Raw genomic sequence first — 10,256 nt, forward strand, 5'->3', positions numbered from 1 at the left:
ACACCTGCCGCCGCCGATGGGCTCTACGCCCTGGGGCGCGACCAGCCCGGGCTGCGCAAGCTGCTGCTCCAGCGCTTCCCCGCCCACCCGGCCGCCCTGGCGGCGGCCCTGGAAGCAGGCCCCTCGGCCCCATCCAGGCGCGATGGGGCCCTGCACCTGGCCCGCCATGGCTTGCGCTGGCCCGGAGCCGGCGCGAAGTTCCGCCAGGCTTGCCAAAGCAAGACGGCCCCACCCAGCCCCCTCCAGCGGGACCAGCTGGCCCTGGCCCTGGCCCAGCTCGGCGACGTTGAGGCAGGCCAGGCCTGCCTCAACAGTCAGCCACCCGGCCCGGAAACCAAACTGGCCCTGGCCAAGGGCCTGCTCGGCGGCAACGCCTCCCAGCAGGCCCTTGGCCAAAACCTGCTACTCAAGTTGGCCCGCTCCAGGCCCCACTCCCCCTTGGCCGTGGAGGCCGTCAGCCTGCTCAGCGACCAGCCAGGGGCCTCCAGCCTGCAGGCCCTGACCAAGCTGCCGGCAGCCCAGCAAAACACGGCCCCGGTTCAGGCCCGCCGCGCCCTCGACAGCCCTGGCAGCAGCGCCGTGCTGGCGGTGCTGCAACGCTGGCCCAACCATCCGGCCAGCTGGGAGCTGCAATGGCAACGGGCCCGCCAGGCCCTGCTGGCAGGTCAGTGGAGCGGGGCCCAGGTTTTCCTGAGCGCCCCGATCGAGCGCCATCTGCCAGTGGGGCTGGTGGGCCGCCAGCGTTTCTGGCTGGGCTTCAGCCAGTGGCAGCAGGGTCAACGCAACCAGGCCCGGGCCACCTGGAGCAACCTGCTCGAGCACCATCCCCAAGGCTACTACGGCTGGCGGGCCGCGCTGCGGCTGGGGCGGGGCGATCTCAGCCTCGATCCGGCCGCCAGCCCAGCCCTGTCGCCTGCCGTCTGGCAGCCGCTCGGCAGCGGCGATCGCCAGCTCGAGCGGCTCTGGCGACTGGACCAATCCCTGGAGGCCTGGGAGCACTGGCGCAGCCAACGCCCAGCGCCTCCCAGGGGCCCTGAGGAGCTGGTGCTGGAAGGCCGGCTGCGCAGGGCCGTGGGCGACCACTGGATCGGCCTGGGCCAACTGGAGCAGGCCAGCCTGCGGCTCCCCACCAACCAGGCCTGCGGCCTGGGCAGGGTGCTCGCCAGCAGCCTGCAGACCGCCAGCTTCGTTGCGGAACTGGAGCAGGCGGCGGCCGAGGCCGGCCTACCGGCGACCCTGCTGGCGGCCGTGGCCAAACAGGAATCGCGCTTCAGCCCAGGGGTGCGCTCCAGTGCCGGCGCCGTGGGGCTCCTGCAACTGATGCCGGAAACGGCGGCCGAGCTTGCTGGAGGCCCCTTGCCGCCAGGGGCCCTCAGCGATCCCGGGCGCAATGCCCAGCTCGGAGCCCTCTATCTCAGCAACCTGCGGCGCCAGTGGCAGGGCAATCCGGTGCTGATGGTCGCCAGCTACAACGCCGGACCAGGCGCCGTGGCCGGCTGGGTGAATCCCCAGCTGCAGCTGCAACCTGAACTGTGGATCGAGGCAATTCCCTATCCGGAAACCCGGCTTTACGTCAAAAAAGTGCTGGGGAATCTCTGGAGCTTCCAGCAGCGGCCCACACCCCGTTGTTAGTCATCGCGCTGTTAGAAGCCGCTAGCAAGCCCGCGACCCAGGGCCGCCCCGGCCAACACCAGCACACCCAGGCCCCCCGCCAGGAGCAGGGGCGGCGGCGCCACACGCACCCTGGCCAGATCCAGGCGAGCCAGCAGCACCGTCGAACCCAGGATCAGCACATTGGCCAGCACCGCAAGGTGGAGCAGGTAGAGGCCCCCCACCGTGACGATCAGCAGGCTGATCACCAGGCTCATCACCCGGCTGGCCGCCATCAAATTGGAGATCCGCTGCAGCAGCAGATCGGGCATGGTGCAGACCAGCACCACCAGCAGGGCATGGAGGCAATCGATCGACCAGAACAGGCTGGATAACTGGCCCATCCCCGAAGACGCCGCGCCCTCGAGCGGCTGGCTCCAATGCAGCCCTTCGTACACCGAAACCACCGCCAGAACCAGCAGCATCGGGGCCCGCACGGGCAACAGCAGCAGCCTCCAGATCGCTTTCATGGTGTCGCCTTCACAGGTAGGGCCAGCACCAGGGCAATCGCATCTAGGGGGCAACTCGGAATGCACTGCTCACAGACCAGACAGCGTTGCGCATCGAACTGCAGCTGCCAGGCGGGCTGATGCAGAGCCAGGGCCCCGCTGGGGCACACACTCGAGCAGAGGCCGCAATCGACGCAAAGCTGGGCATCGATGCTGATCTGGGCCGGGGCCCGATTGAGCGAAAGCCCCTGGCTTTCCAGCCAGGTCTCCGCCGCGGCCAGCTCATCGATGTCACCCGACAGCTCCACCACCATGGTGCCGCTCTGGTTGGGCGCGATCTGGGCCTTGAGAATCTTGGCGGCAATGTCAAAGTCCACCGCCAGCCGATAGGTGATCGGCTGGTGAACCGCCTCGCGGGGGAAATGGAGGATGAGGCGCCGTTTCACAGGGAGGCCCCTTTGCCTTGGCCTTAACGCTAGCAAGCACTGCCAAAGTGAGGTCATGGTGAATTCCCCCCCCACCCCAGCTCTGGGCCAGGGCGAAAGGCTGCTGCTACTTCTGCTGGCGGCCCTACTTGCCGGCGGCCTGCTGTGGTTCCGCGGTGGCCTCCACCCTGAAGCCCCGCTGGAGCGCCTGGCTCGCCAGTCCCTCGACCTGCAGGTGGCTCTCCACAACGGGCGGCCAACCCTGGTGGAGTTCTATGCCGACTGGTGCGAAGCCTGTCGCAGCATGGCTCCAGCCATGGAGAGAGTGGAAGTCCAGCACCGCGGCCAGCTCGATGTCGTGCTGCTCAATGTGGACAACCCCCGCTGGCAAGCGGAGCTGGAGCGATATGCGGTCAACGGCATTCCCCAGCTTGAGCTGTTTGATGCCACCGGGGTGGCCGTGGGCCGGGCCATCGGCGCCCGCAGCGCCGGCGAACTGCAGGCCCTCAGCGACGCCCTGCTCAGCGGCCAGCCCCTACCCCAGCTGGCGGGGGTAGGCCAGGTCAGTGCCCTTGGCGGCGATCCCACGCCCAGGGCCGCAGAAGCTGGCACCATGGCCTCACCCCGCAGCCATGGCTGAAGCCGCCGTGTCCCTTGATCCCCGCTTCCGCGTTGAGCTGATCGCCGCCACCCCCAACCCGCAGCAGTGCGTCTATGCGGGCATGCACCAGGACTACTGCGAGGGGTTCGTGGCCGCCGATCGGGCCAACTGGCCCGATGAGACCCAAGCTGGCGAGATCTGCGTCAAACGGCTACTGGCCGGAGAGCGGGGCCACTACGGCCCCCTCGAGCACGCCCAGATCGTGCTCAATGTGGGCTGGTTTCCCCACTCGGTGATGCAACAGGCCCGCACCCACCGGGTGGGGGTTAGCTTTGATGTGCAGTCGATGCGCTACACCGGCGAGCGCATCTGCCGGGCCGCCCGAGGCGAGCTGGAGCTCGAAGAGGTGTTCTATCTCAGGCCCGTTTGCTATTACAGCGACCGCAAGGGCAAGAAGTATCACTATTCGATCGAGCAGCGCGCGATCGATCTGGAGCTCTGCCGCGCCGCCGCCGAGCGCTACCGCGACCTGCTGGCAGCTGGCTTCGCCGAAGAACATGCCCGCGGCATCCTGCCCTTTGATTACCGCCAGCACTTCGTGGTGAGTTTTACCCTGCGGGCCCTGCTGCACTTCCTCGACCTGCGGGCCAAACTCGATGCCCAGCAGGAAATACGCGAACTCTGCGACCTGATCTGGCCCCACCTGCAGGCCTGGGCCCCCCAGTTTGCCGACTGGTACGAGAAGAGCCGGCTGCACAAGGCTCGGCTGGCACCCTAGCGACTCCTATTCCCCTGGCAGCTCTAAATACGGGCCAGGGTGACCCGCTCTGGTTGGTGCTGATACTTGCCAGCGCGATCCTGATAGGTGGTTGCGCAGGGATCCCCCTCAAAGAACAGCAGCTGGCAGATACCCTCGTTGGCATAGATGCGGCAATCAGCTCCTGAGGAATTACTGAACTCGAGGGTGAGATGGCCCTCCCAGCTCGCCTCAGCCGGCGTGGTGTTGACAATGATGCCTAGACGGGCATAGGTGCTCTTACCCAGGCAAATCACGGTGATATTGGCGGGCACTTTCATCTTCTCCAGCGCCACACCGAGGCCGTAGGAGTGGGCCGGCAGAATGAAATAGACCCCGTCTTCATCCTGATTTAGGGGTGCAGGCTCAAGGTTGGCGGGATTGAACCGCTTCGGGTTCACCACCGTGCCCGGCACGTGCCGGAAAATTAAAAACTCCTTAGCCGAGAGCCTCAGGTCGTAGCCATAGGAGGAGCAGCCGTAGCTGAGCACCGGTGAGCTCGCCGTGTCCGGATCCAGGTGGCGCACCAGACTCGACTGGAAGGGCTGGAGCATCCCGGAGGCGGCCTGCTCATTGATCCAGCGGTCGTTCTTGAGCATTGACGGGAAGGGGAAACAGGAACGACGGGGCCATCAAAAACCCCTAGAGGCCACGCCGCAGCTTGGTGACCTGGTCGGCCATGGCCATCAATTCAGGAGCCATGGCCGGGCCGGTCACAATGACATCCAGATGGACCGGACGGCGCTCCAGGGTGGCAAGCACCTCAGCTTTATCGAGATAGCCCAGCTCCACTGCCAGCCCCAGTTCATCGAGCACCAGCAGGTCCACGGCCCCACTGAGCAGCTGCTCTCGGCTGTAGGCCCACACCTGCTGCACCGCCGCCAGAGACTGGGCCGCCAGCGACTGGGCAGCCAACTCCTCAGACTGGCTGGCCGCCGGCTCCGAGATGCAATAGGGCACCCCGGGGCGCAGCCACTGCAGGCGCCCACACAGCCAAAGGCTGCTTTCGAGCCCCTGATCCACCCCTCCCTTGAGCAGCTGGCTCACCAGCACCCTGCTGCCCAAGCCGGCGGTCCGCAGGGCCTGGCTCAACACGGCCCCAAAACTGCCCCGAAACGGGGCAGTATGAATCTGCAGCAGCCCCTCCTGTTGGGCTACCAGACGCAGCACAGGGGCCGGGGGGACTGGGGCAAGGGCGGCAAGGGGCAAGCTGGCGGTCATGAACTCCCTGAAACGACAGCCGCTGATGGGCGACTGCGCGAAGCTGAATGTAGCGGCATCGGGTCGCTTCACAAGCATCCGACCCCATCCCTAGCGGAAACACCTGTACCAATGCCCGTCGCCCCAGGGGGAGAGCCAGGAAACCGTGTGTATTGCTACAGGGATCCCCACAGGCGATCCTTAAGGTCCCGAGATATGCCAGAGCCATAATGGTTGGCGCCACCCACGGATTCAGCCGTACCGCCAACGCTCCAACCACGGGGGCCCCTGGTTCGGTGGCGGGTATGGGCAGTGCCGGCCAGGCGGGTCCCACCCTGCAGGAAGTGATCCGCGGGCTGGCCGGCAGCACTGCCGAAACAATAGAGCGGGGAAAAACTATCTTTTTCCCCGGTGATCCGGCCGAACGGGTCTATCTTTTGCGCCGCGGTGCCGTGCGCCTGTCGCGGGTCTACGAATCCGGTGAGGAGATCACCGTTGCCCTGCTGCGCGAGAACAGCCTGTTCGGCGTCCTCTCCCTGCTCACGGGCCAGCGCTCAGATCGCTTCTATCACGCCATCGCCTTCACCCGGGTGGAGATTGTCACCGCGCCGGCGACCTCCGTGCGCAAGGCGATCGAACAGGATGCCAGCGTGGGGCTACTGCTGCTTCAAGGTCTCTCCTCGCGGATTCTGCAGACCGAAACGATGATCGAAACCCTCACCCACCGGGACATGAGTTCGCGGCTGGTCAGTTTCCTGCTGGTGCTCTGCCGCGACTTTGGGGTTCCCAGCAGCCAAGGAATCACCATTGATCTGCGTCTTTCCCACCAGGCCATCGCCGAAGCGATCGGCTCAACCCGGGTGACCATCACCCGATTGCTCGGGGATCTGCGCAACGATGGCTTAGTGCAGATCGACCGTAAGAAGATCACGGTGTTTGATCCCATCGCCCTGGCCAAGCGCTTCAGCTGAACTCCGGAGATACTGGGGCCGGTCGCAGACGCACGTGACGGGTTGGCTGCTGATCCTGACGCTGCTGGTGCTGGGCGGAGTGCTCTCCAACCTGGGCGACCGTCTGGGCAGCCGGGTGGGCAAGGCGCGGCTGAGCCTGTTCAGGCTGCGGCCCCGCAGCACCGCTGTTCTGATCACGGTGCTCACCGGCAGCCTGATCAGTGCCATCTCCCTCGGCCTGATGCTGCTGGTGAGCGAGCGCCTGCGCACGGGCCTGTTTGAACTCGACCAACTGGAGGAGCGCCTGGCCAACAGTCGTCGCCTGCTGGCCAGCAGCCAGCTGGAGCTCAACCGAGCCGAACAGGGCAAGCGAGATGCCCAGCAGCGCTTTGAGCAGGCCCAGGCCCGTGCCAGCAAGCTGCGGCAGGAACTGGCCCCCCTGATCGCCCAGCGCAATCGCCTGGAGCAGGAGCGCTCCCGGCTCAACCTCGAAGTGCGGGACCGGGACGCGGAGATTGGCCGCACCGAGGCCGAATTGAGCCAGGTGCGCAAGCGAATTGCGGCGGGAGCCCAAGAGCTCAAGGATCTGGAAAGCAACCTGATCGCCCTGCGCCGCGGCGATGTGGTGATCACCAGCGGGCAAATCCTCTCCAGCGCCAAGGTGGCCCTGGAGCGCCCCGAGCAAGCCCAGCAGGTGATCACGGCCCTTTTGCAGCAGGCAAACATCAACGCCTTCCGCCGGGTGTTACCCGGCCAACCACCGGATCGCCAGATCCTGCTGGTGCCCAGAAACGACATCGCCAAACTGGAGGATCTGCTCGCCAAGCCCGGCCGCTGGGTGGTGAGCATCCTCTCGGCCGCCAACGTGCTGCGGGGGGAGCGCCAGGTGCTGGCCTTCCCCGACTTGCGGCCAAATCGACCCGTGGTCAAGGCCGGCGAGGTGCTCGCCAGCACCACGGTGGAGGGAGACCTCACCGGCCCAGATGGCATCAACCGCCGCTTGAACCTGCTGCTGGCGGCGGCCTATGCCCGCGCCCAGCGCCAGGGCACGCTGGTGGAGGGGTTGCAGTTCGACGCAGCCAGCCTGAACCAACTGGGTCGGGCCCTGGGCGAAAGACCCGCTGGCCAGGTGGTGCAGCTGGAAGCCGTGGTGCTGCGCGATGCCGACACCCCCGATCCGATTGCAGTCGAGTTGCGCTGGTTGCGACCGCCGGCGGACGACATCCCGAGGGGGCCCCGGCGCCCATGACCGGCATGCAGGCATCCGCGTTGATCGCCGGTCTCGACCCAGGCAGCAGCAAATGTGGCCTGGTGCTGGCCGATTCATCCCAGGGGCAGGTGCTGGAGGCGGCAATCCTGCCTCCTCCAGCCAGCCAGGCCCTGCTGCAGGCCTGGCAGCAACGCGGCCTGGCCAGGGTGATTCTGGGCAACGGCACCGGCAGTCACACCTGGCGACCCCTACTGCGCCAACTCAACCTGGAGCTGACCCTGGTTGATGAGCGCGGCAGCAGCCTGGCCGCCCGCCAGCGCTACTGGGAGCTGGATCCGCCAAACCCCTGGATGCGCCTACTGCCCACCGGCCTGCGGCTGCCCCCAAGGGATATTGACGACGTCGTAGCCCAGCTGCTGCTGGAACGCTGGCTGGGGGAACCGCTGCAGCGCCGCAACGGCGAGGTGCTGCGCCAGTGGCCACCCAATGGGTTTAAAAACGGGCCCGCACCGTGAACACATAGTCACCGCCGGGTTCGAGCTGGTAATCCACCTTGAGCAGGTAGCGCAGCAAGGCGTCCTGGATCAGGGCCCGCCCCAGGGAGGGCTCCACACTCAGCTCGCCGCGGTCAAACGCCCAGCGGAAACTCCAGCGATACCCACCGGCACTGACTTCTCCCTCCAGCACCCGCTGGCTGAAGCTCTGATGCAGGACGCGGAGCTGGGCAGTGGTGGCGGGTAGCGGGGCCATCGACTCATGCTGGCGTGCCGTGGGGCTGAAAACCGTTGAGCCGATTCCCCGCCCGCTCCAGGCCCAGGCGCTGAATCAGACCAATACCCGTTTCCACCTCACTGAGCACCGCCTCCAGCAGGGGCTGCTCGGCGGCACTGAAGCGCCCCAGCACGTGGCCGATGGTTTGGGCGCGGCGTTCGGCCGGATCCTGGGCGGGGGCCCCGATGCCGATGCGCAGCCGGGGGAAATCCTGGGTGCCGAGGTGATTGATAGTGCTGCGCAGGCCGTTGTGGCCTCCCGAACTACCCCTGGCCCGGAGCCGCAGCTTGCCCAGGGGCAGGTCCATATCGTCGACCACAACGAGCAGCTGGGCTGGATCCAGGCCAAACCAGTCGAGCGCGGCACGAATCGAGCGACCGCTTTCGTTCATGTAGGTCTGGGGCATCAACAGGCGCAGCCGGGCCGCACCCTGACCCACCTCGGCGAGCAGGCCGCGCAGCTTGGTCTGCTGGCGAAAGGAGGAGCCTGCGGCGGCAGCCAGCCGCTCAAGGGCCATGAAGCCAACGTTGTGGCGGGTGGCGGCGTAGTTGGCCCCGGGGTTCCCCAGACCTGCCACCAGCTGTAGGGCCGAACTGGTCGCAATCACCCGAGCTCAGGCGGGCGGGCCGTCAACGACTTGGGGCAGCCCCAAAGCTCCAGACTCAACCACCTGCCCAACCGCCTGAATCTCCCCAGGCCGTGCCTCGGGGAGGTTGGCAGTGGTGATTTCAGAAGTAGTGATGTCGGCAGTAGTGATGTCAGCGGTGGTGATGTCAGCAGTGGTGATAGCTGATTTGAATTCCTTCTCGAATTCGGAGGAGGCCGACTGGAACCCCTTGAGGGTGCGGCCCAGGGTTTTTCCTAGCTCCGGCAGACGCTTCGGCCCGAACACCAGAAGCCCGATGGCGGCGATCACCGCCATTTCGGGGAGTCCAATGCCGAAGATGTTCATGGAGCCGGTTTTGGCAGGGGAGGGATGGCCGAGGCCTCAGCCAAGTCCATTCCAGTTGACCGTGATGCCCTCGAGCAGCAGGGACTTGTTGTACAGCTGGAGAATCACCAGCAGGAACACCAGGAACAGCACCATGAAGATGCCCATCACGGGCGTGGTGCCCCAACCGGGAACAACCTTGCCGTACTCGGAATTGAGTGGCCGCAGGATGTCGCCGAGGCGGGTGCGTTGGGCCATGACTGCTGAAGCCCCTCGGGCATTGAATCGCTGCCGTTACTGTAAGGGCCCTGGGCGCCTTGCCGCGCTGGGGCGTCGAGAGTTGTGACGCAACCCGACATCTGCACCTTTCCCTAGCCATGGATCCAACCACCACCAGCTCACCGGCCCTCTCCGTGGCCCTTGCCGTGCTGGCGGTGCTCCTGGCCCTCACCGGTTTTGGGGTGTATCAGGCCTTCGGCCCCCCGTCAAAGGGTCTCACCGACCCCTTCGACGACCACGACGACTGAGAGACGACTAAGAGAAGACTGAGAAGCGCCAAAAACCGATGCTCCAGGGCAGCAGCAAGCAGGGATCCCCGCCTGGCAGCTGATCGAGGGACAGGGGCCTCTCCAGCCCATCGAGACGCTGCAGCAATTGCCAGTTGGGGCCCAATTCCAGGCGGCGGCGACACGGGGAGCAGTTCTGCACGGTCAGCACCACGGTTGCTGTCGCCCCCGAGGGCCGGCAGCCCAGCAGCAGCAAACCCTCCCCCAGGCAAGGCAAGGCCGGGCGCGGGGCGGGCCGGGCCGGGACCGCCGCCGGCCGCAACCAGAGGGGCTCGCGAAAGGCCACGGCCTGCTGGGGCACCCCGGCGCAGCCCCAGCCCAGGCGACAGGGCATCAGGGCCAGCCGCAGCCGTTGGCGGCCGTTGTCGGCGCCGGGGTCAGGCCAGGTGGGGGCCCGCAGCAGGGACACGCCCAGCTGGCTCGGGCTCGCCGAAACCCCCTGGGGGCCATCGAGTAACACCGCCACCCCCCCATCGGCAGCCACCGACGCGATCCAGCTGATCGCCGCCACCTCCCAGCGGGCCCGCTCCCTGGCCGTGACCGGCTGGGCCGGTCGCTCGAGCACCCCCCCGGAGGTATCGGCAGCCCAGCGGTCCGCCGGCTGGGCCAGGGGGACCTCCAGGCGCAGCAACTCGTGGCGCTGGCGCCAATCAACGCTCAGCACCAACTCCAACCAGGGGGTGTTGGCCAGCCAGCGCCCCTCCAGC

At 66.8% G+C, this 10,256-nt stretch carries 16 protein-coding genes; 7 read left to right on the forward strand and 9 right to left on the reverse strand.

Features of this window, described 5'->3' with window-relative positions:
* A partial coding sequence (locus KBZ15_RS11060; protein ID WP_255015290.1) for a lytic transglycosylase domain-containing protein occupies positions 1–1,632 on the forward strand: 1,632 nt, incomplete at its 5' end.
* Positions 1,633–1,643: 11 nt separating this feature from the next.
* Here KBZ15_RS11060 and KBZ15_RS11065 read toward each other — a convergent pair.
* Together KBZ15_RS11065 and KBZ15_RS11070 are read right to left on the reverse strand one after the other, a co-directional pair.
* Positions 1,644–2,120, reverse strand: a complete 477-nt coding sequence (locus tag KBZ15_RS11065) for a hypothetical protein (protein WP_254930472.1) — start codon at positions 2,118–2,120, stop codon at positions 1,644–1,646.
* Complete coding sequence (locus tag KBZ15_RS11070; RefSeq protein ID WP_254930471.1) at positions 2,117–2,545, reverse strand: NIL domain-containing protein; 429 nt, start codon at positions 2,543–2,545, stop codon at positions 2,117–2,119. Before KBZ15_RS11070 ends, KBZ15_RS11065 begins: the two co-directional genes overlap by 4 nt.
* 55 nt (positions 2,546–2,600) lie before the next feature.
* Between KBZ15_RS11070 and KBZ15_RS11075 the strand changes: the two genes are divergently transcribed.
* Positions 2,601–3,164, forward strand: coding sequence for a thioredoxin domain-containing protein (locus KBZ15_RS11075; protein ID WP_255015291.1), 564 nt, complete (start codon positions 2,601–2,603; stop codon positions 3,162–3,164).
* Positions 3,157–3,903, forward strand: a complete 747-nt coding sequence (thyX, locus tag KBZ15_RS11080) for an FAD-dependent thymidylate synthase (protein WP_255015292.1) — start codon at positions 3,157–3,159, stop codon at positions 3,901–3,903. The genes KBZ15_RS11075 and thyX overlap by 8 nt, the downstream gene beginning before the upstream one ends.
* 23 nt (positions 3,904–3,926) lie before the next feature.
* On the opposite strand, the gene dcd is transcribed toward thyX, so the two are convergent.
* Positions 3,927–4,520 (reverse strand): dCTP deaminase, encoded by a 594-nt coding sequence (dcd, locus tag KBZ15_RS11085; protein WP_255015293.1) that lies wholly within the window; start codon positions 4,518–4,520, stop codon positions 3,927–3,929.
* Positions 4,521–4,563: 43 nt separating this feature from the next.
* Positions 4,564–5,142 carry a cob(I)yrinic acid a,c-diamide adenosyltransferase gene (locus KBZ15_RS11090; RefSeq protein WP_255015294.1) on the reverse strand — a complete coding sequence of 193 codons (579 nt, stop codon included), beginning with the start codon at positions 5,140–5,142 and terminating at the stop codon, positions 4,564–4,566.
* Between the two features lie 209 nt (positions 5,143–5,351).
* Here KBZ15_RS11090 and ntcA point away from each other — a divergent pair, with 209 nt between their 5' ends.
* The 3 genes from ntcA to KBZ15_RS11105 are packed head-to-tail and all read left to right on the forward strand — an operon-like array spanning position 5,352 to position 7,796.
* Complete coding sequence (ntcA, locus tag KBZ15_RS11095; RefSeq protein ID WP_255015295.1) at positions 5,352–6,092, forward strand: global nitrogen regulator NtcA; 741 nt, start codon at positions 5,352–5,354, stop codon at positions 6,090–6,092.
* A gap of 34 nt (positions 6,093–6,126) precedes the next feature.
* The gene (locus tag KBZ15_RS11100) at positions 6,127–7,320 is read left to right on the forward strand and encodes a DUF3084 domain-containing protein (RefSeq protein ID WP_255015296.1); all 1,194 of its coding nucleotides are present in this window, start codon (positions 6,127–6,129) and stop codon (positions 7,318–7,320) included.
* Positions 7,317–7,796, forward strand: coding sequence for a resolvase (locus tag KBZ15_RS11105; protein ID WP_255015297.1), 480 nt, complete (start codon positions 7,317–7,319; stop codon positions 7,794–7,796). The genes KBZ15_RS11100 and KBZ15_RS11105 overlap by 4 nt, the downstream gene beginning before the upstream one ends.
* On the opposite strand, the gene KBZ15_RS11110 is transcribed toward KBZ15_RS11105, so the two are convergent.
* From KBZ15_RS11110 to psbH, 4 genes are read right to left on the reverse strand one after another with little or no spacing between them, the layout of a single operon-like run.
* Positions 7,774–8,031, reverse strand: a complete 258-nt coding sequence (locus tag KBZ15_RS11110; RefSeq protein ID WP_254931782.1) for a DUF3146 family protein — start codon at positions 8,029–8,031, stop codon at positions 7,774–7,776. The two genes, KBZ15_RS11105 and KBZ15_RS11110, sit on opposite strands and share 23 nt — an antisense overlap.
* 4 nt (positions 8,032–8,035) lie before the next feature.
* A complete protein-coding gene (pth, locus tag KBZ15_RS11115; protein ID WP_396123448.1) occupies positions 8,036–8,659 on the reverse strand; it encodes an aminoacyl-tRNA hydrolase in 624 nt (207 codons plus the stop codon).
* 6 nt (positions 8,660–8,665) lie between these two features.
* On the reverse strand, positions 8,666–9,004 hold the full coding sequence (locus KBZ15_RS11120; protein WP_255015298.1) for a TatA/E family twin arginine-targeting protein translocase: 339 nt from the start codon (positions 9,002–9,004) through the stop codon (positions 8,666–8,668).
* Positions 9,005–9,040: 36 nt separating this feature from the next.
* On the reverse strand, positions 9,041–9,241 hold the full coding sequence (gene psbH / locus KBZ15_RS11125) for a photosystem II reaction center phosphoprotein PsbH (RefSeq protein ID WP_190388692.1): 201 nt from the start codon (positions 9,239–9,241) through the stop codon (positions 9,041–9,043).
* A 119-nt stretch (positions 9,242–9,360) separates the two neighbouring features.
* Here psbH and psbN point away from each other — a divergent pair, with 119 nt between their 5' ends.
* A complete protein-coding gene (psbN, locus tag KBZ15_RS11130) occupies positions 9,361–9,510 on the forward strand; it encodes a photosystem II reaction center protein PsbN (protein WP_197147890.1) in 150 nt (49 codons plus the stop codon).
* A 7-nt stretch (positions 9,511–9,517) separates the two neighbouring features.
* Here the strand turns inward: psbN and KBZ15_RS11135 are convergent.
* On the reverse strand, positions 9,518–10,256 hold a 739-nt coding region (locus KBZ15_RS11135; RefSeq protein WP_315859877.1), incomplete at its 5' end, for a glycoside hydrolase family 38 C-terminal domain-containing protein.

It is taken from the genome of Cyanobium sp. BA20m-p-22 (genome assembly GCF_024346275.1).
Lineage (GTDB): Bacteria > Cyanobacteriota > Cyanobacteriia > PCC-6307 > Cyanobiaceae > Cyanobium_A.

What these genes read in the sequence shown, in the direction of transcription:
- KBZ15_RS11110 (WP_254931782.1), bottom strand. Translation starts at nt 8,031, where the DNA reads ATGGCCCCGCTACCCGCCACCACTGCCCAGCTCCGCGTCCTGCATCAG.
- KBZ15_RS11090 (WP_255015294.1), bottom strand. Translation starts at nt 5,142, where the DNA reads ATGACCGCCAGCTTGCCCCTTGCCGCCCTTGCCCCAGTCCCCCCGGCC.
- KBZ15_RS11065 (WP_254930472.1), bottom strand. Translation starts at nt 2,120, where the DNA reads ATGAAAGCGATCTGGAGGCTGCTGCTGTTGCCCGTGCGGGCCCCGATG.
- KBZ15_RS11075 (WP_255015291.1), top strand. Translation starts at nt 2,601, where the DNA reads ATGGTGAATTCCCCCCCCACCCCAGCTCTGGGCCAGGGCGAAAGGCTG.
- thyX (WP_255015292.1), top strand. Translation starts at nt 3,157, where the DNA reads ATGGCTGAAGCCGCCGTGTCCCTTGATCCCCGCTTCCGCGTTGAGCTG.
- dcd (WP_255015293.1), bottom strand. Translation starts at nt 4,520, where the DNA reads ATGCTCAAGAACGACCGCTGGATCAATGAGCAGGCCGCCTCCGGGATG.
- psbN (WP_197147890.1), top strand. Translation starts at nt 9,361, where the DNA reads ATGGATCCAACCACCACCAGCTCACCGGCCCTCTCCGTGGCCCTTGCC.
- KBZ15_RS11105 (WP_255015297.1), top strand. Translation starts at nt 7,317, where the DNA reads ATGACCGGCATGCAGGCATCCGCGTTGATCGCCGGTCTCGACCCAGGC.
- ntcA (WP_255015295.1), top strand. Translation starts at nt 5,352, where the DNA reads ATGGTTGGCGCCACCCACGGATTCAGCCGTACCGCCAACGCTCCAACC.
- KBZ15_RS11120 (WP_255015298.1), bottom strand. Translation starts at nt 9,004, where the DNA reads ATGAACATCTTCGGCATTGGACTCCCCGAAATGGCGGTGATCGCCGCC.
- psbH (WP_190388692.1), bottom strand. Translation starts at nt 9,241, where the DNA reads ATGGCCCAACGCACCCGCCTCGGCGACATCCTGCGGCCACTCAATTCC.